This is a genomic window from Comamonas testosteroni, assembly GCF_000761245.1.
GTDB lineage: Bacteria > Pseudomonadota > Gammaproteobacteria > Burkholderiales > Burkholderiaceae_C > Comamonas > Comamonas testosteroni_C.
In genome coordinates this window covers 182,356-201,703 of record NZ_AWOR01000021.1, presented here as the reverse complement: position 1 = coordinate 201,703, position 19,348 = coordinate 182,356, and the positions used below count along the sequence as shown (strand labels likewise).

Below are 19,348 nucleotides of genomic sequence, written 5' to 3'. Positions count from 1 at the left end.
TGCGCTCTAACCAACTGAGCTATACGACCGAAGACAGCGATTATATGCAAAAAATCGCTGCTTCAATTGGTTTGCTGAAATTTCTTGCGAAAAATCTGGTGCTTACTGGTGGGTGAAGTTGGCGGGGCGCTTGTTCACGAAGGCGTCCATGCCTTCCTTCTGGTCCTGGGTGGCAAACAGGGCATGGAACAGGCGGCGCTCGAACATCACGCCGTCGGACAGTCCGCTCTCGAAGGCGCGGTTCACGGACTCCTTGGCAGCCATTACGGCCAGCTGGGAGAAGCCGCTGATGATGATGGCGGCGCCCAGCGTCTCTTCCATGAGCTTGTCAAAGGGCACGACGCGGCTGACCAGACCGGCACGCTCGGCTTCGGTGGCGTCCATCATGCGGGCGGTCAGAGCCATGTCCATGGCCTTGGCCTTGCCCACGGCACGCGGCAGGCGCTGCGTGCCGCCGGCACCGGGAATCACGCCCAGCTTGATCTCTGGCTGGCCGAACTTGGCGTTATCGGCAGCGATGATGAAGTCGCACATCATCGCCAGCTCGCAGCCGCCGCCCAGGGCAAAGCCGCTGACGGCGGCAATCACGGGCTTGCGGATGCTGCGAATGGTTTCCCAGTTGCGCGTGATGTAGTCGCCGCCATAGGCGTCGGCAAAGCTGTACTTGGCCATGGCACCGATGTCGGCACCGGCGGCAAAGGCGCGTTCGCTGCCGGTGATGATCATGCAGCCAATGCTTTTGTCGGCATCGAACTTCCTGAGCGCATCGCCCAGTTCGTCCATGAGCTGGTCGTTCAGGGCATTGAGCTGCTTGGGACGGTTCAGCGTGATGATGCCGACTTTTTCCGCTTCCACGCGGACTTCGATGGTTTCGTAGGCCAAGTTTGTCTCCTGCTAAAGAATGAATCGCTGCTGCCAAGAATAACCGCTGAGCCTGGCTGCCGGCTGTCGCACAGCAGCGCCGCCTTGGGGGGCGGTTCAGGCTGCAATGCCCGTCAGCCAGCGCTCTGCAGCGGCCTTGTCGCTGATTTCAAGCCCCAGATTGCTGATGGGGCTGGCGCTATCTGCATCCTCGCTGGCGGCTTTGGCGAGCAGGCCGCCCAGGTTCAGCGTCAGCTGCAGAATCTGCATGTCGCGTGCTACCCAGGCCGTGAGCTGATTGGAGCCGGCCGCGTACAGCTGCACATCGTCCAGTTTGCTGATGCGCCAGCGCTGGCCATCGGCCTCGACGGCCAGCCATTCGTCTCCAGCCATCATGCCGGCCTGCTCGGCAGCCCCGCCGCGCAGCACGGTCTTGATCTGCACGCTATGGTTTTCCTGGACACGCAGGCCCAGTTTCTGCGCCAGCTGTGCGGGCTCGGCCTTGCTGCTGATGCCATGCCGGGCCAGCAGTTCGCGCAGCGGTAGGTCCTCGGTGGAATGCACCCAGGTTTGCAGCTGTCCGGCAATCTCGGGGTTGCCCACTTCGCTGACCACGGCCAGCACATCGGCTTCGCTGATGGGGCCGCCTTCGCTCTTGCGCCACAGGCCGCGCATCACATCGTCCAGGCTGCCCGTACCGTTGGCGCGCAGGGCCAGATCGAGGCACAGAGCGACCAGCGAGCCCTTGGTGTAGTAGCTGACCGTGTGATTGGCGGTGTTTTCGTCCTGGCGGTAGTACTTGACCCAGGCGTCGAAGCTGGACTCGGCCACGGATTGCACCAGGCGGCCCGGTGTCTGCAGCACCTGGTTGATGGTGCGCGTGACGAGCTTGAGGTACTGGCTGTTGTCCAGCAGTCCGGCGCGGCGCAGGAACAGATCGTCGTAGTAGCTGGTAAAGCCTTCAAAGAACCACAGCAGCTCGGTGTAGTTCTCCTGCTCGTAGTCGTAGCGGGCCAGTTCTGCCGGGCGCAGGCGCTTGACGTTCCAGGTGTGGAAATACTCGTGGCTGATCAGGCCCAGCAGGGTGTTGTAGCCCTCGCCAGCCTTGGCTTCACCCTTGCGCGGCAGATCGCGGCGGCCGCAGATCAGCGCCGTGCTGTTGCGGTGCTCGAGGCCGCCATAGTTGTCATCGACCACATTGAGCATGAAGACATAGCGATCCATGGGCGGCTGGCTGCCGTCGGCGTGCCAGAAGGCGATCTCGGCCTCGCAGATCTTTTGCGTATCGGCCAGCAGGCGCTCGCCATCAAAGCTGGGCGCGGCACCGGCGACCACAAACTCATGGGGCACGCCGCCGACCTTAAAGCTGCCGCGCCAGAACCGCCCCATCTCCACGGGGCAGTCCACCAGCTCGTCGTAGTGGGCCGCCGTGTAGAGGCCGAAGCCGTTGGCGTCGACCTGCGCCGGCTTCAGGCCGGTGGCCACCTGCCAGTCCTCGGTGGCGGGGCTGCCGAGCAGCTCCAGCGCATGGGGGCGGTCTTCCTGGCCATGCACGCGCAGGCACAGGCTGGTGCCGTTGAAGAAACCACGCCGGCGATCCAGCCAGGCCGTGCGCACCGAGGTGTCATAGGCGCAAACCTGATAGCTGATAACGCACGCCGAGTCGGCGTTGCAGTCGATTTTCCATTGATTTTTGCTGAGTTGCAGAACGGCCACGGGCTGGTCGTTCTGCACGGCTTTCAAGCCTTGCAGGTTCTTGGAAAACTCGCGCACCAGATAACTGCCAGGAATCCACACCGGCAGCGACAGCAGCTGCTGCGCCGCAGGCTGGGCGATATGCAGTTCCACATCAAAAAGATGGGCGTCCACCGCGCTGGCCTGCACGGCGAAGCGGATGTCGGGGCGAATGCCGCAGGCATTGGGGTCAGAGGTCATGGCAGCTCCAGAAATGCGGGCCGGAGCATGCGAACCTATCGCAGCGTGCCTGAAACTTCATCAGATGCACGCTGCTCCGGCAATGAGACAGGGATTACTTGGCGGCGGCCAGGTGCTTTTCGACCTCGGCAGCCGAGATGGCGCCGGGCACACGCACATTGTTGGAAAAAATCACGGTGGGCGTGCCGGTGATCTTGTACTTGCGGCCGAAAGCCAGATTGCGCTGGATGGCGGCAGGGTCGCACTGGGCGGCTGGCGCGTTCTTGCTGTTCAGCATCTGCTCATGCCAGGCCTTGGCCTGATCCTTGGCGCACCAGATATTGCGCGACTTCTCGGCCGAGTCCGGGCTCAGGATGGGGTAGAGGAAGAGGTAGATGGTGACGTTGTCCACGCTCTGCAGGTCTTTCTCAAAGCGCTTGCAGTAGCCGCAGTTCGGGTCTTCAAACACGGCCATCTTGCGCTCGCCCTTGCCATGCACGATGGTGATGGCGTCCTTGATGGGCAACTGCTTGAAGTCCACGGCCGTGAGCTGGGTCATGCGGTCTTCGGTCAGGTTGCGGCGCGCCTTGGTGTCGATCAGCTCGCCCTGAATCAGATAGTTGCCCTTGGCATCGGTGTAGAAGATGTCCGTGCCCACGCGTACTTCGTACAGGCCGCTCATGGGGGTGGAGCGCACCTCGTCGATTTTCTCGAGCTGGGGAATGCGCTCGGTCAGCGTCTTCTTGAGGTTGGCATCCTGGGCATGCACGCTCAGGCCGAAGGTCAGGCTGGCGGTGGCCAGCAGGCAGGCAACAAGTTTCATGGAAGATATCGTGGGCTGCAGCGCGCTGCAGCGTGGAAAGAATGAGATCGGCTGCCATCCACTATGCATGGACGGCAGGGCTGTTGCTTGGAGTAAGGACTGAGCCAAGGGTTCCCTGAGCCCGCCTCTCAGAGCAGACCCATGGCCTGCTTGGCCATCCAGGACTTGAGCAGGCCGCTGCGCTCAAAGCCCTTCATGCCCCAGTTGCGCAGCATCTGCACAGGCACTTCGGGGCGGGCAAACAGCTGCTGCAGCCCGTCCATGGCCAGGCCCATGGGGGCCAGAGATGCCTTGCGCTCACGCTCGTACTGGCGCAGCAGCTTCAGATCGGCAGGGCTGCGCCAGTAGTCGCGCTCCTGAAGGACGCGTGCCAGAGTCTGCACATCGCCAAGGCCGAGGTTCAGACCCTGGCCGGCCAGCGGGTGGACGTTGTGGGCGGCGTCACCTGCCAGCACCCAGCTTTGTTGGCTGTTCCTGTCCAGCGGTCCGCACCAGCGATCGGCCACGGCCTGCTGCAAAGGCCAGGTGGCGCGCTCGGCCACCAGCTCCAGCTGGCCCAGCGCATCCTGGCTGATGGACTGCAGGCGGGTGGTGAAGCTTTCTTCGTCGCTTTCCAGCCAGTCAGGCACCAGCGATTGTTCCAGCGACCAGACAACGGCCACTTCGTGACCGTCGGGTCCGCCCATGGGCAAAAAGGCCAGAATCCCTTCCGGCGTGAACCACTGGCGTGCAATGCCGCCATGCGCCAGCTCACAGCTCAACCGGGTGGCAATGGCGTGCTGGGAATAGGGCGTGACGGAGAACTCCACCCCGAATTCGGTGCGCGTGCTGCTGGAGCGGCCTTCGCAGACCGCGGTGAGTGCGGCCTCCACCGGTTCGTTGACGATTTCCACCTGGGGTTGATAGCGTACGGCCTCGGCCAGGCGCTGCTCCAGCGCGGGGACATCGACGATCCAGGCCAGCGCCGGCACTTCCTGAGACGCTGCGTCAAACTGGATCTGGCCGTCCAGATCGCCAAACACCTGCATGCCGACCACGGGTGTGGCATCCTCGTCGTCAGGCCAGCAGCGCAACGACTGCAGCACGGCCCTGGAGCTGGCATTGAGCGCATAGGCGCGCACATCCTTTTGTTGCGGGGATCGAGGCTGAGGCGGCGCCACCAGCGCCACACGCAGACGCTCACGCGCCAGCAAAAGAGCCAAGGTCCGGCCCACAATGCCGGCTCCACGAATACATACATCAAAGGTTTGCGCCATGTCCGGCATTGTAGGAGGCGCGGACAGGGCCTGCGCTCATAGAGGAAACCTCATGCCATGCGGTCGCTGGCTGCAGCCAACTATGTTGTTGATAGCGGGCTGTGCAGGTCAGGCAGGGACTAGAGGGCAAAATGAGAGATGAATCCGTAATCGAAGGAGATGTGATGACCGACACCGCCTATGACGTGCAGGGCCGGATTGCCGAACTGTGGATCTACCCCGTCAAATCCTGCGCCGGTATTGCCGTGCCGAAGGCCGAGCTCTCGCGCCATGGCCTGCAATGGGACAGGCACTGGATGGTGGTCGATGCCAATGGCGATTTCTTGACGCAGCGCAGTCATCCGCGCATGGCGCTGATCCGGCCCGAGATTACGGATGAATACTTGCTGCTGCATTTTCCGGGCATGGACAGCTTGCAGATTCCTTTGCGGGTACAGGGCAGCAAATGCCGTGCGCGGGTCTGGAAGGATACGGTCGATGCCTGGGACCTCGGTGAATGGGCCGCGCCTGCTCGCAGCTGGCTGAGTCGGGCTCTGGCGGAGAACTGCCAGCTGGTGCGCTTTGATAGTTCGCAACCGCGCCGGGCCAGCGAACGCTGGGTGGGCGATAGCGATGCTCCGGTGCACTTTGCCGACGGCTACCCTTTGCTGCTGCTCAGCCAGTCGGCCGTGGACGAGCTCAATCAGCGACTGACGCAGGCCGGCGAGGCTGCTGTCGATGCGCGGCGCTTTCGTCCGAATATCGTGATTGCCGATATCGAGGCCCATGATGAAGACCGTGTGGAGCAGCTGGAGCTGCTCCAGTTGCCCGGTCTGAGTCTGCTGCCCTGCAAGCCCTGTACGCGTTGCCCGATTCCCGATATAGATCCCGACACCGCCGAACCCGGCACGGCAGTGGGATATTCAATTTCCAGCTATCGCCAGGATTCGCGTGTGGATGGTGCTATTACTTTTGGTATGAATGCCATAGTGCTGGGTCTGCCGGACGTTGCGGATGCGGCGGCACAGCTGGCTGTGGGTCAGCAACTGGCGGGGAATCTGCGCTTTGATTGAGGGTGTAGGCCTTTGACCCTCAAAGACTTGGGGCATCCCTGTAATGGTGATGCAGCGAAACCAGTGTCCAATAAGGCCATTGGCAGCAGCAACGAGGGGAGGGCGGCATGGCTGAATTCAAAACTGGCGATTTCGTGGTTCTCACCGGGAGCAGTGCTTTTGCCGGAAAGATCGCTCGCCTGACTTTTCGTGCCCCCGACAGCGATTTCTGTCTGCCGGACGGTCATGGTCATATTGGCTGTGAGGCCGGAGACTGGGTGCTGGAGTTTGCCCAGAAGGTGCCTGCCTTGATGCGCAGCTGTCGGACTCCCTGCATGACCAAATATCTGTGCAGTCCGCAATCCCAGTTCCGACGGTTGGAGGAGACTGCCGGGCTCGAGCAACTGTTTGGTCCCATGCGACAGAGTTCGCCGGCCCTGGCCGCTGATTGATCCGGCATTTCTCGGACTTTTTCTCCCAAGCCTGTCTTTGTGCAGGCTTTTTTGCTTTCTGGCCGGAACAGCGGCGCAATCTACCGCAGATGAGCAGAGATTGCCGGGTCATTACAATCGGGGGCTTTCCGTGGCCAAACCAGGACGAAACTCTGGGTAGACAGAGTGCCTATGGGTCACGCTTCAAAAGAACCGGATTCGCGACGATGCGGATCGGGCACTTCCGCCACATGGGTGTGGTGCTCGATAGTGCATTGATACATAAGGAATTTCCATGAGCCTCAAATGCGGCATCGTGGGCCTGCCCAACGTGGGCAAGTCCACTCTTTTCAACGCCCTGACCAAGGCCGGCATCGCCGCCGAAAACTATCCCTTCTGCACGATCGAGCCCAACACCGGCGTGGTGGAAGTGCCCGATCCGCGTCTGGATCAGCTCTCCGAGATCGTCAAGCCCGAGCGCATCGTTCCCGCGATCGTGGAGTTCGTGGACATCGCCGGCCTGGTGGCTGGTGCATCCAAGGGCGAAGGACTGGGCAACCAGTTCCTGGCCCATATCCGCGAAACCGATGCCATCGTCAACGTGGTGCGCTGCTTTGAAGATCCCAACGTGATTCACGTGGCGGGCAAGGTGGACCCGATTTCCGACATCGAAGTCATCCAGACCGAGTTGTGCCTGGCCGACCTGGCCACGGTGGAAAAGGCCTTGAACCGCTACAGCAAGGCCGCCAAGTCCGGTAACGACAAGGAGGCTGCCAAGCTGGTGGCATTGCTGACTCCCATTCAGGCAGCCCTGAATGAAGGCAAGCCTGCCCGTGTGGTGTCTGTGTCCAAGGAAGATGCCCCCCTGCTCAAGCCTTTCTGCCTGATCACTGCCAAGCCCGCCATGTTTGTGGGCAACGTGTCCGAAGACGGCTTTGAGAACAATCCTTTTCTGGATCGTCTCAAGGAATATGCAGAAGCTCAGGGCGCACCCGTGGTGGCCATCTGCGCCAAGATCGAGGCCGAAATGGCCGAGATGGAAGACGAAGACCGCGATATGTTCCTGCAGGAGCTGGGCCTGGAAGAGCCTGGCCTGAACCGCCTGATCCGTGCAGGCTTCAAGCTGCTGGGCCTGCAGACCTATTTCACCGCCGGTGAAAAGGAAGTGCGTGCCTGGACTGTGCGTGTCGGCGCTACGGCTCCCCAGGCTGCAGGCGTGATTCACGGTGATTTCGAGCGCGGTTTCATTCGTGCCCAGACCATTGCCTTTGAAGACTTCGTCGCTTTCAAGGGCGAACAGGGTGCCAAGGATGCCGGCAAGATGCGCGCCGAAGGCAAGGAGTACATCGTCAGGGACGGCGATGTGATGAACTTCCTGTTCTCTCCCAAATAAGCACGATTGACATGCACCCGGTCACATATGGATGCCCATGTGTGCCCAGGTGCTGGCGTCATTGAAGGTCATCTGGCAGATGCCTGCGGCGGCATTGTTGAATCAATCAGTGTCGCGGCAGCAGGCAGGTCTGGATGCTCTGGGCATAGCCATCAGCAGTCCAGCCCCGCTATCGAGCACCAACTGGACGCAGTACAAGGCAGCGCTCAGCCGCCGCCTTTGTGCCGGAGGTGGCGATAGCCGGTATCGGCAAGCGGCGCATCAATCCAGCGAGGGCGGGCCGCTTGTGCTTGCTGAGTCCACTGAACTCAAATTCCCGGGGCGGCTGTGCTGCCCGCGATTGCAGGCACAACCCACAGCGACGAGCTACGGTTGACCGCCGCAGCTCACGGAGCTCATGACACGCAGCTCCCTGCATGTCGCCTCGCCACACCCATCACTTCCCCCGACAGAGAATGCCCGGATGCGCAAAGGCGATGTCTTTATGCATCGCAATGAGAACGACTGCCGCATGCAGGCGCTTTGGATGCAGGCCATGCCATGGCTGGCGCGGGGATCACCGGCGCAGCTTGGTGGAGACCAGGCTGCATTGCATCAAGCAACTGGGTGAGAGGGTGATATCGCCTGGGTTTGAGCCTGACAGCTCAATGAGCTGAACATCAGACTTCAAGGCTTCACTTCGACGACCTGTTCGAACCCCCCAAAGATCATGCGTTTGCCATCGAAGGGCATGGGCGGGTTGCCGGGGGCGGATGGGTCCATACGCGGGTCTTCCATCATCTTCTTCATGGCGGCGTCGCGCGTGGCCTTGTCCGGCCATTCGACCCATGAAAAAGCAACCGTCTCCTCGGTCGTGGCCTGAACCGAGCGGCGGAAGTCGGTGACTTTGCCATCGGGGACGTCATCTCCCCAAGCCTCGATCACCCTGATTGCGCCCAGCTCGATGAATATCGGGTCGAGCTTGCGCGCGTGCTCGATGAATTTCTGCTTGTTGGCGGTGGGGACAGCGATCACAAAACCATCGATATATGACATCTCTTCCTCCTGCTGAATTGACCGTTAGATGCGGAGCTGGCGCCGCACTCACAATGCCCGCAGGGCCAGTGGCTGTAGTGCACTCAGCCTAAACCCCTTGAGCTCGCAGATCACGCTCCAGCAATCCAGGCTGAGCATGGCCATTCACATTGTCTGTGGCGACCGGGAGCCTGAGCAGCCAATGCGCATGCATCCTGCTCCTCAACTCGATGTCGCTCGATTGGTTCGCTGGGGATGTAGTGGCAGTTTTCGCGTCGATCGTAATGCAGCTCACCAGCGCAGAAGCTGAAGTTTGTGACAGACAGCTTCTGGCCTTCGGCAAGATCCGTTGCGGCCTTTGCTGCTGCCAGCGGCATTGCAAACTGTTCGTCATTCTTTCTTATGTTCATCGAGCACCGGCACTGGTGCCACTTCCATGACGGATTCAGATGAGGGACTGGCTATGGCTTTGCGTTGTGTCCCGAAAGTCCGCTACTTGCTGTGTCGGACTTTTGGTGAATACAACAACTTTGTTGCGACCTGTCGTCTTGGCCTTGTACAGCGCCTCATCGGCCGAACGGATCACCGAGGCTACATCTGCATCGTGTTCTGGCTCCCATGCCGCGCAACCAATGCTGACTGTGATGTAGCCGAACTCGCTTCCGCAGTGCTCAACAGAGAGTTGCGAAACGGCGGCGCGGATGCTTTCTGCAAGGCATGAAGCGCCCTCTAGAGATGTATCCGGCAAAACAACGATGAACTCCTCGCCTCCATAACGAGCTGCGATATCTCCTGGCCTGCGAATATTGTCACCAATGCATTTGGCGATGGTTGAGATGACGTCATCCCCAGCTTGGTGTCCGTATGTGTCGTTGTAGGCCTTGAACCTGTCAATGTCGACGAATAGCAATGAAAAAATACTGTGGTTTCGTCTTGCCCTGTGCCATTCCTGATCCAGCATTTCGTCGAGTCTGCGGCGGTTGTTCAAGCCCGTCAGCCCATCGGTACGAGCTAACAATGCCAGCTCCGACTCTGCGCGTATTCGTCGCTTGAGCTGTGTCACGAAAGCAAAGGACAAGCCGATAAAGGCCGCTGTGAGCACCCCCATCAGGCTGGCAATGATCAGTGCTCGTTGTCGCCAAGCCGTGAAAATATCGGAGTGCGCTTTCGCGACCATGATAATGAACGGCAAGCTCGGAAGATTCTTGAAGTAGTACAGGCGATGAGTACCATCGAGGTAAGAGATATCTGAAAAGCTGCCCTCAGGCTCCGCAATGAACCTCTTGAATGTGCTTGCGTTGCGTATATTGCGCCCTATGACCTTGGCATCAAAGGGTTGGCGCATCATCATCGCGCCATCTTTTCTTATCAATGCAAGCGATCCATTCTCACCCAGTGACAGTCCGGAAAATAGTTTTCTGAAATATTCAAGCTGAACATCGATCAGCACTATGCCTGCGAAAGAGCCGTCTGCATGAGAAATCCGACGGCTCAGGGGAATGCTCAGGGCGCCGCCATGCAGCGGTGATGCGTATGGGTCTCCCACATAGAGCCCCTTGGCTGAATTTTCTCGATGCACGGTGAAGAAGTCATGACCAGAGAAGTTGACATTGCCTGGGTTGACTTTTCGTGCATCGATGGCAATGTTTCCCTCAGTATCCAAAACCAGAATTGATCCCAAATAGGATGCAGTCGCAGCTTTGTCGAACAGGGCAACTTCGCGCAGATGCGGCGATGCCGCCATCACCTCTGGATCGTTCAATCCATCAATCACGGCCTGCAATGACAGCGAATAGAGTTCGAGATTTCGAACCACATCATTTTCGGCGAGAAGAGCCACATTGCGCGATGTTTCCACCGCGTGCTTCATCGTGTCCAGCCGACTTTGATAAAGAGCTGCCGCGCAGATCGCCGCCATCGAGAGCGCAATTGCTCCAGCCACGATGAGCATTGCATAGGAAATGCTGGAGAAGTGACTACGATCAATAGCAAACCAATGAGTTGATTTCATATTGTCTAAGCACCTGCACTGGTGATGTCGAGCTTGTAAAGATTGTGCTTGAATAAGTCAGCACAGCGCTTTATTCACATTTCACAACAGTCTGCTTTGACGGCTCTTGGGGATTTCGGCCATAGACGGTTTTGGATCGTAGGTGCGAGCTTCACCACACATCGATTCGCTGATAGTGCTGAACGCTTGCGGTAGGGGCTCTGTTGCATAAATCGCTTTCCGCCGCCGTGCAACCTCGGGCGATGAGTCAGCCCTTGCAGGGCAAGCCTCGTTATCGCATCACCAACTGCAAGCTGCCACACCGTTTTTTGCAGCAAAAAGCAGCGACAGGACTCGCCACGGATAGCAGTTGTTGAACCTCAATGGTTCTGGACAGATCGGGCACAGTTCGCTGCAGTGTCAATGGAGACGCGAATCAGAGATCTCGGCGAATGAGTGCGCCCTTGAAAAGCACCGGGCCAGTCGGCCCCGTTGAGCTGGGGACGCCGCCTTTCGGCTCCAGGCTGATGGCCAGGGCCGGGATTGCGTTCACATCGCTCTCCTGCGCAGTAAGTTGCTCATGCTTTCCATCACCCATGACGCCCAAAGAGCGCGGTGCGCCTTGCCGGGGCAAGGCCCACAGTTGCAAAGACTGGTTATCCGCTTCTTTAAAGCCGCTCACACGCTGCAACACCAATTGCCTATGTCGAGGATCGAACGTCACCAGCATGGATGCATTGGCCTTGCCGTCGGCCAGCACCGCCACATACTGAATCTGGGGCGCAGCCTGCAGTGCAGCCTGTGTCATCTGGAGCTGAGCTTGCAGCGCAGACAGTTGTTGCTGTGAGGCGTCTTCGAGCCTCTGATGAGACCAAAGCCCCACCGAGACCGCCGCCACAGTGGCCAATCCGCCTGCCATAGCCAGCCCACGCCACCAAGCAAGTGATCGCACTGGCGGCTTCGACGCAGTAGCCTCACGTTGGCGAGCCAGTCTGAGGCTGGCATTTTCGGCTTGCAGCAAATTGACTATGCGTGTCCAGACTGCTGCATCGGGCTGTATTGGCGTCTGAACCTCGGAGAAGGCCGACCAGCGACCTTGCCACAGCAATGCTGCCGCCCGTACCTGCGGATATTCGCGTGCCAGTTGCTCAAAGCGTCGGCGTGCCCCTCCGCGCAATGTTCCCAATGAATAGGAAGCCGCCAGATGGTCGAGCAATTCGGGGTTTCGAATCAGATTCATGATGTGGACTCCTGACGCTCAGACATGGCGTGCCATGCATTTGCGCAGTTGCTCCAGGCTGCGACGCATCCATGTCTTGACGGTGCCCAGCGGCAGCTTCAGGCTGCTGGCCAGCTCGCTATGACTTAAATCCCTCAGATAGGCCAAGCTCACCACCTGGCGCTGGGGCTGCGCCAGTTGTTGCAGGCACTGATGCAATGCCGCGGCCTGTTCGCTAGCCTCAATGTGCTGCATGGGCTCTTGCGCATCCTTGTCCTGCAACAGCTCTTCCACGCTCTCGATCGGGACATTGAGATGCAGGCGCTCGGCTTTGCGTCGGCGCAAAAAGTCCAAGGCCCGGCTGCGCACCAGCATGCCCATCCAGGCCAGCGGCGGGCTGAGCGAGTCTCGGTAGGTCTCCGCACTGCGCCAGATGCCCAGAAAGCTCTCTTGCAACACGTCCTCGGCCCACTCTTTGTTGGCGACGATGCGCAGAGCCAGCCCATACAGCCGCGAGGCGGTCAGGTCGTACAGCAGCTTGAGAGCACGCTCATCCCGGGTTGCGATGCGGTCGAGTAAGTCCATCAGTTCGTTGTCCGGTGTTTTGGCGCTCATGCAGCCATTGTGAACAGAAGCGCCTCTTTAATGCGGCGCTGTTGGATAACTGCCAAGGCGTATTGCCGACCTCGTCTGTTTACCTATACGCAGCATCTCGGCTGCTGGATGTGGGCAACGCGTGAATTGGCTCAGAAATATTTTCAAAAACTTGAATCCACCGATCCGCAGGCCGCGTATTCCAAGAGTCGGACATCGAAATTGCTCGACACAGCGCCACAGTCAACTAGGAGTCATCATGAAGATCAATCTGTTTGAAGGCCATCCCTCCCTAATGGCATCGCGACGCGGATTTCTGGGTACTACCGGCACTTTGTCAGCGGTGGCAGTCGCCATGCTGGCAGGCAGGGAAGCTCTGGCTCAAGGCATGGGCAATGACCCAGCCAAGGATGTATCCATCCTCAATGTGGCCCTGGGGCTGGAACATGAAGCTATCAATGCATACCAGCTGGGAGCCAGTAGCGGTCTGCTGCAAAAGCCTGTGCTGGATGTCGCCTTGCTGTTCCAAAGCCATCACAAGGCCCACCGTGACGCCCTGATTGCAACGATTCAGAAAATGGGTGGCAAACCGGTAGCCGAGGCCCCGATGCAGACCTATGCCGAATCGCTGAAGGCCGCAACCCTGAAAAGCCAGGCTGATGTACTGGCTCTCGCCGCAAGACTGGAGCTTGGTGCGACCAACGCCTATCTGGGCGTCATTCCCGCCTTTGAGAGCCGCGATCTGGCCAAGGTCGCGGGACGCCTGGCGGCTGATGAAGCCATGCATTACACAGCACTGAGCTCGGCTCTGGGTCGTCCGCTTCCTGGCAACGCCTTGACGTTTGGCGGCTGACAAGCCGCAGCCCCGAGTACCTGGCAAGTCCGCCAGTGCATTTCTCACCTTGCTAGAGGGAATTAACATGACGCACCGATACACACTTTCGCTGACCGCTCTGTGCCTGTCCGCGCTTGGCTTGAGCGCTTGCTCATCCATGGGCTCTCACTCCATGTATTCACAAGCCGAACTTCCGGTTTCCGTGCAAGTGCCCGCAGGGCACAAAGTGGCCATGGAGACCGTGGGTGTTGGCCAGATCACCTATGAGTGCCGGGCCAAAAAGGACATGGCAGCCGAGCACGAATGGGTGTTTGTAGGCCCCGATGCCAAGCTGCAAACGCGAAGCGGTACGGTCATCGGCAAATACTGGGGGCCGCCAGCGACTTGGGAGAATAACGACGGCTCCAAGGTCACTGCCACGCAGCTTGCCGTGGCTCCTGCCGGAGCGGGCAATATCCCTTTGCAACTGGTCAAGGCCAATCCTGCCACCGGCATGGGAGCCATGCAGGGGGTGACCTATATCCAGCGTGTGGCAACCAAGGGGGGCGTCGCGCCGAGCATGGCCTGCGGAGCCGCGAATCTGGGCAGCAAGCAGATCGTGCAATATCAGGCCGACTATATTTTCTGGAAAGCAGCCTGACAGAGAGTCCAGTGGCGTGCCTTCCCTGTCAGAGGCCGGGACGTTGCGCCTTTTTTCAGCCTGGTGCACGAGGTGCTTTTGCTTGCGGGGCATCCCCACGCAGGTCCGGTGGCGCGAGCGTGCCCATGGCCTCGTGGCTCAATCGCCCTGGGTAGCCAGAGCCTCGATTCCGGCACTTTGCATGGACTCGCCTGCGGCAATGGCCTGCTAGGCTTGATTTCGGCAATCACGATGCATGCTTCCCATTGCGGTCGGACCAAGGCTGGCAGCTGCCGTCTGATTAGATCCGGAAGCTGTGTTCAGTATTCGTGCCATGCAGGTATCGGGTATGCACGGTTTGAGCTATTGATATCCCTGGCCATGGGGGATGCGCACGGGGAGCGGGCGCGGGCAGCTCAGCCAGCGGGACAATCCCGGAGGTTTCCGGTTTATGGCTTGGTGGCTGCACAGCTGGGGGCAGCTGGGCGTGAACCAGCTGAGATGCTGTGTTTTTGGTATACGCAAGTGACGCAAAGTAACGAATAATGAGCCTTCACGACTGCAAGCGCGCTCGAGGTTTCAAACATGATTCGTGCCAATGCCATCACAAAGCGAACGATCACCGGCCAGCTGCTGGAGATCGCCATGGCTCAGTCCTTTTGCGCGGTGATGATTACCGATGCCAGGTTGGATGCAGAGGGACCTGTCATCGAGTACTGCAATGCAGCCATGTGCGAGATGACTGGGTACACCGAAGCAGAGCTGCTGGGCCGCTCGCCGCGCATGTTGCAGGGGCTGCTGACGGATCAACTGGTATTGCAGCGTTTGCATGAGTCCCTGGAGCAAGGCCTGCCATTTCAGGGCAGTGTGGTGAACTACCGCAAGGACGGCAGCACCTACCACGTGGAGTGGAATATTTCCCCCGTGCGTGATGACAAGGGCGTCATTCGGCATTTTGTGGCGGTGCAGCGCGATATTTCGGAGCGTGTGCAGGCCGAGCAGGAGCGCGCGCTGCTCGCCAGGGCATTGAATGCGGCCAATGACGGCATTTTGATCACGGATCGCGACTCCACCATCGTCTTTGTCAACCAGGCTTTCGAAGCTCTCACGGGCTATAGCGCGGCGGAACTGCTGGGCCAGCCCACCGAGATGCTGCGCTCGGGCCTGCATGAGCCCGAGTTCTATGCCCAGTTGCAGGAAGCATTGAGTCTTGGCCACAATTTTCGCGCCACCTTCATCAACCGTCACAAAAGCGGCGGCGTGTATTACGCCGAGCAAAGCATTGCAGCTCTGCGCGACGAGTCAGGGCAGATCAGCCACTATGTAGGGGCATCAAAAGACATCAGTCGCATGGTGCAACGAGAGATGGAGTTGCGTGAGCGTGCAAACCGCGACAAGCTGACGGGCTTGCTCAACCGCCATGCAGGCGAGATCGAGCTCAAGCGCAACCAGCTCCAGGCTCAGAATCAGCTGCGACCTTATGGCGTGATATTGGGTGATATCGATCTTTTCAAGCAGGTCAACGACTGCTTTGGTCATGTTGCCGGAGATCGCGTGCTCAAGATGGTGGCACATGTGCTTTCCGGCAAGGTTCGTCGCTATGACCATGCCGTGCGCTGGGGCGGAGAGGAGTTCCTGATCGTCCTCTCGGATGCCAGCCTCGGTGTGGCCGCAGGCTTGGCAGAGCGCATTCGCTGTGCCGTGGAGGAATGCGCGGATCCTGAGGTGGGGCGTTTTACCATCTCTTTGGGGGTTGGGCTCTGGGAGCCGGGCGAAACCGAGGACGATCTGCTCAAGCGCGCAGATGCGGCGCTCTACAGGGCCAAGCATAGGGGGCGCAATCAGGTGGCCATCGCCACGGGGTCTATGAACATGCCTTTGGTGCAAGCACCCGAGCTGCTGGCGCAGGGCGATTCCTTGACCTTTTCGGGGAAGAGTCCGGATAAGCCGTGGACAGGGGCTGCCTCACCTTAGAATTTGCTCTTCCTCCCTGTCCTCGTCTTCATAGCTTTTGAGTGGTTTGAACAATTCCGAACTGCATTCCGTGCAGGCCGATCTGGTGGCAGTGCTGGTTGCCGTCACGGGTGGCCAGCCCCGTATCCTGACCACCGGGTCCGGGCGTGCCTTGCCTGCCGGGCCTTTTACCAGCAACCACCGCTCGCTGCAGGCCAGCCTGCGTGCCTGGGTGGAGAAACAGACCCACCATCCTCTGGGCTTTGTGGAGCAGCTCTACACCTTTGCAGACAGGGAGCGCTCGCAGCAGCTGGGCATGCATGTCATCTCCATCAGCTATCTGGCGCTGACGCAGGAGCTGGACGAGGTCGGCGCCGCACAGCCGGGCTGGCAGGACTGGTACCGCTACTTTCCCTGGGAGGACTGGCGCGACGGTATGCCCGGCGTGATTGCCGAGCGCATTGCGCCGGCGCTGCATGCCTGGAGCGAAGCTGCTTCAGATAGCGTAGCTAGAAGCGCACGTTGGCAAAGAGCTTCAATGACTTTTGGCCTGGATGAGCACGAATGGAACGAGGAACTGGTTCTGCAGCGCTACGAGCTGCTGTTTGAGGCAGGTGTGGTGCCCGAAGCCTGGGGCGAGGGCGATGAAGCACGCGCTGCCGAATTGCTGCCCGGTGCCGCCATGAGTAATGATCACCGCCGCATTCTTGCTACCGGCATGGCCCGTTTGCGCGCCAAAATCAAATATCGGCCCGTGGTGTTCGAGTTGATGCCCGAGGAATTCTCGCTGCTGCAGTTGCAGCAGACGGTGGAGGCATTGGCGGGGCGCGGCTTGCACAAGCAGAACTTCCGGCGCCTGATCGAGCAGCAGGCGCTGGTTGAGGAAACTGGCCAGATGACGGCCGTAGGTGCGGGCCGCCCGGCCAAGCTGTTCCGCTTCCGACGCAATGTCATGCTTGAGCGCGCCATTGCTGGCAACAAGCTGCCGCTGGCAAGAAGTCATTAGCCCCTGAACCGCTCTTCGGATGGAGGACTGTTTTAACTGTGGCAGTGGCTTGACTTAAATAATGCTCAGAATTAGCATAAGTCGGTTTGCGTAAGGCCTGAAAGCGATCTGGAAGTCTTTGCGTTTTTTATTGAACTAAAAATACTCAAAATGAGCATTAATAAAACTGCAGCCTTGCCCGTTCCATCCCTGCCCGATGTAATGCTGGAGCCGCTGGTACGCATGGCCTTGCTGGAGGATCTGGGACGCGCCGCAGACTTGACCACCGACACCATTGTTCCAGCCGATGCGGTGGGCGAGTTGCGTCTGGTGGCCAGGCAGGATGGCATCTTGGCCGGACTTGATCTGGCGCGTCTGGCCTTTGTGCTGATGGATGCTCGCATGGAGTTTGACGTCCGCTGCGCAGACGGCACGCTGCTGCAGCCAGGTATGGAGATCGCACGCATTCGCGGCAAAAGCCGAGCCATTCTCACGGCCGAGCGTACGGCGCTCAACTACCTTTGTCATCTCAGCGGCGTGGCCAGCGCCACGCATTCGATTGCCGAGGCCATCAAGCCTTTTGGCACCCGAGTGACCTGCACGCGCAAGACCATGCCGGGCCTGCGAGCCTTGCAGAAGTACGCCGTGCGTGTCGGTGGCGGCAGCAACCACCGTTTTGGCCTGGACGACGCCGTACTCATCAAGGACAACCACATTGCACTGGCCGGCGATGTCGCCACGGCTGTGGGGCGTGCTCGTGCCGGCGTGGGACATATGGTCAAGATCGAGCTGGAAGTGGATACGCTGGCCCAGTTGGATGTGGCACTGCAACTGGGCGTGGATGTGGTGCTGCTGGACAATATGGGTCTGGATGATTTGCGCACTGCGGTCGGCATGTGCAAGGGCCGGGCCATCACCGAAGCCTCGGGGCGTATTACCCCCGAAACTGCACCTGCCGTGGCTGCCACGGGCGTGGACCAGATTGCCGTGGGCTGGCTCACGCACAGCGCGCGCGTTCTCGATATAGGTCTGGACGCTTGATGGCCTGCCCCCTGAGCGGCGTTGCCGCTTCCCTCCATGGGCGGAGGACAGCCTCGCTTCGCAGCGGCGCTTGCTTGCGCTCCCTTGTTTTAGGGGGCATTGATGAAGGCCGTGCTTAAGGAGCGCCGCAGCTGGGCGGTACTGGTTGCTGCAGCGCTGGCGGTGACGGCTGCGGGGATTTGGCATGCCCGCGCGGGCACGGCAGTCGTCCGTTTTGAAAAGCCCATCACCATCGTTGTGACCTTTCCGCCAGGCGGCGGCACGGACCTGTTGGCGCGTCGCCTGGGCGCGGCCATGCAGCAGCGCCTGGGCCAGTCCGTAGTGGTGGAGAACCGGCCCGGCGCCAGCGGCAATATCGGCGCGCGCGCCGTGGCCGAGGCTGCCCCCGACGGCGCCACGCTGCTGATGGTCAACAGCTCGTTTGCCATCAACCCCGGTGTCTACCGACATCTGGACTTCGATCCGCGCCGGGACTTCAAGGCCGTGTTCAATGCCGGCAGCATCGCCTCGGTGCTGGTGGTGTCCAGCCAAAGCAGCGTGCGCAATCTGCACGATGCGCTGGCCGGCGCGACCGCCGGCCAGCCCTTGCCTTTTGCCTCCTGCGGCAACGGCACGCCCCAGCATATGGCGGGTGAGATGCTGGCCCAGGCCGCCCATGCAAGCCTCCAGCATGTGCCCTACAAGGGTTGCGGCCCGGCCATCACTGCGGTAGCTGCAGCTCAGGTACCTGTGGCCGTGGTCACGGCCAGCAGCGCTGCGCCCCTGATAGCTGCTGGCCGCGTGCGCGCCATTGCCGTCACGGCACCGGCCCGCGTCGCATCCCTGCCCGATATCCCCACGGTGGCCGAGCAGGGTCTGGCCGGCTTTGCCGTCGAGCAGTGGCATGGGCTGCTGGCGCCGGCCGCCACGCCGGAGCCCGTGATCGACCGTCTGCACCAGGTGCTGGCGCTGATCCTGGCCGAGCCCGAGATGCAGCAGGCGCTGCGCGAGCAGGGCTATACGCCGGCCAGGCAGTCTGCCGCCCAGTTCGGCAAGCTCATCGCGGCCGATATAGCGCGCTATGCAGCCGTGACCGCGCAGCTCGGGCTCAAGGTCGATTGAGCAGTGACTGACAGCTGGCGCCAGGCGCCCATGTTCGTGACAGGCCACCTGCAAAGGTGGCCTGTGTCGTTTCAGGCATATGACGAATTCGCTATACCAAGGTATAGCCGGGGCCAACTAAAAACCAGGCTTCTCTTCCCAAGGCAGGCTCGCTTTGCCGGCTGGTGGATTTGATAATCGAGGGCAGGGATCAGGGCATCAGACCCTGGCGCCAAGGCGGCATGCTTTGCCGTCCATCGCATGGAGGCTCCCCCTGAATGACCATTTCTTGAAGGCGCTGTGGCGCAC

General features: G+C 60.2%; 17 protein-coding genes. 9 read left to right on the top strand and 8 right to left on the bottom strand.

Features of this window, described 5'->3' with window-relative positions:
* Window positions 1–102 precede the first annotated feature (102 nt).
* From P353_RS05855 to P353_RS05840, 4 genes are all read right to left on the bottom strand, one after another.
* Window positions 103–882 (bottom strand): enoyl-CoA hydratase, encoded by a 780-nt coding sequence (locus tag P353_RS05855; protein WP_003051437.1) that lies wholly within the window; start codon window positions 880–882, stop codon window positions 103–105.
* 96 nt (window positions 883–978) lie between these two features.
* On the bottom strand, window positions 979–2,796 hold the full coding sequence (locus tag P353_RS05850) for a M61 family metallopeptidase (protein ID WP_034366533.1): 1,818 nt from the start codon (window positions 2,794–2,796) through the stop codon (window positions 979–981).
* Between the two features lie 94 nt (window positions 2,797–2,890).
* Window positions 2,891–3,598, bottom strand: a complete 708-nt coding sequence (locus P353_RS05845; protein ID WP_003071046.1) for a DsbC family protein — start codon at window positions 3,596–3,598, stop codon at window positions 2,891–2,893.
* A 128-nt stretch (window positions 3,599–3,726) separates the two neighbouring features.
* A complete protein-coding gene (locus tag P353_RS05840; protein ID WP_198529028.1) occupies window positions 3,727–4,854 on the bottom strand; it encodes an FAD-dependent monooxygenase in 1,128 nt (375 codons plus the stop codon).
* A gap of 164 nt (window positions 4,855–5,018) precedes the next feature.
* Between P353_RS05840 and P353_RS05835 the strand changes: the two genes are divergently transcribed.
* The 3 genes from P353_RS05835 to ychF all read left to right on the top strand — a co-directional run bounded on the left by P353_RS05835 (window position 5,019) and on the right by ychF (window position 7,709).
* Complete coding sequence (locus P353_RS05835) at window positions 5,019–5,906, top strand: MOSC domain-containing protein (RefSeq protein ID WP_034366529.1); 888 nt, start codon at window positions 5,019–5,021, stop codon at window positions 5,904–5,906.
* Window positions 5,907–6,013: 107 nt separating this feature from the next.
* The gene (locus P353_RS05830) at window positions 6,014–6,337 is read left to right on the top strand and encodes a hypothetical protein (protein ID WP_034366527.1); all 324 of its coding nucleotides are present in this window, start codon (window positions 6,014–6,016) and stop codon (window positions 6,335–6,337) included.
* A gap of 274 nt (window positions 6,338–6,611) precedes the next feature.
* Window positions 6,612–7,709: a redox-regulated ATPase YchF gene (ychF, locus tag P353_RS05825; RefSeq protein ID WP_003075290.1), complete on the top strand. Its 1,098-nt coding sequence runs from the start codon at window positions 6,612–6,614 to the stop codon at window positions 7,707–7,709.
* A 666-nt stretch (window positions 7,710–8,375) separates the two neighbouring features.
* Here the strand turns inward: ychF and P353_RS05815 are convergent.
* The 4 genes from P353_RS05815 to P353_RS05800 form a co-directional block, all read right to left on the bottom strand.
* On the bottom strand, window positions 8,376–8,744 hold the full coding sequence (locus P353_RS05815) for a DUF1428 domain-containing protein (RefSeq protein ID WP_003075292.1): 369 nt from the start codon (window positions 8,742–8,744) through the stop codon (window positions 8,376–8,378).
* 424 nt (window positions 8,745–9,168) lie between these two features.
* A complete protein-coding gene (locus P353_RS05810; protein ID WP_034366522.1) occupies window positions 9,169–10,734 on the bottom strand; it encodes a sensor domain-containing diguanylate cyclase in 1,566 nt (521 codons plus the stop codon).
* Between the two features lie 415 nt (window positions 10,735–11,149).
* Entirely contained in the window at window positions 11,150–11,953 is an 804-nt protein-coding gene (locus P353_RS05805) for an anti-sigma factor (protein ID WP_034366519.1), read from the bottom strand.
* A gap of 18 nt (window positions 11,954–11,971) precedes the next feature.
* Window positions 11,972–12,547, bottom strand: a complete 576-nt coding sequence (locus P353_RS05800) for an RNA polymerase sigma factor (protein WP_034366516.1) — start codon at window positions 12,545–12,547, stop codon at window positions 11,972–11,974.
* Between the two features lie 238 nt (window positions 12,548–12,785).
* Here P353_RS05800 and P353_RS05795 point away from each other — a divergent pair, with 238 nt between their 5' ends.
* The 6 genes from P353_RS05795 to P353_RS05770 all read left to right on the top strand — a co-directional run bounded on the left by P353_RS05795 (window position 12,786) and on the right by P353_RS05770 (window position 19,060).
* A complete protein-coding gene (locus P353_RS05795) occupies window positions 12,786–13,379 on the top strand; it encodes a ferritin-like domain-containing protein (protein ID WP_034366513.1) in 594 nt (197 codons plus the stop codon).
* Window positions 13,380–13,446: 67 nt separating this feature from the next.
* Window positions 13,447–14,001: a DUF3455 domain-containing protein gene (locus P353_RS05790; RefSeq protein WP_052084739.1), complete on the top strand. Its 555-nt coding sequence runs from the start codon at window positions 13,447–13,449 to the stop codon at window positions 13,999–14,001.
* 564 nt (window positions 14,002–14,565) lie between these two features.
* The gene (locus P353_RS05785; protein ID WP_034366510.1) at window positions 14,566–15,954 is read left to right on the top strand and encodes a sensor domain-containing diguanylate cyclase; all 1,389 of its coding nucleotides are present in this window, start codon (window positions 14,566–14,568) and stop codon (window positions 15,952–15,954) included.
* Window positions 15,955–16,000: 46 nt separating this feature from the next.
* Window positions 16,001–16,939, top strand: coding sequence for an NUDIX hydrolase (locus P353_RS05780; RefSeq protein WP_003071111.1), 939 nt, complete (start codon window positions 16,001–16,003; stop codon window positions 16,937–16,939).
* 150 nt (window positions 16,940–17,089) lie between these two features.
* The gene (gene nadC / locus P353_RS05775) at window positions 17,090–17,959 is read left to right on the top strand and encodes a carboxylating nicotinate-nucleotide diphosphorylase (protein ID WP_034366507.1); all 870 of its coding nucleotides are present in this window, start codon (window positions 17,090–17,092) and stop codon (window positions 17,957–17,959) included.
* Between the two features lie 102 nt (window positions 17,960–18,061).
* A complete protein-coding gene (locus tag P353_RS05770) occupies window positions 18,062–19,060 on the top strand; it encodes a tripartite tricarboxylate transporter substrate-binding protein (protein WP_034366504.1) in 999 nt (332 codons plus the stop codon).
* Window positions 19,061–19,348: the final 288 nt, after the last annotated feature.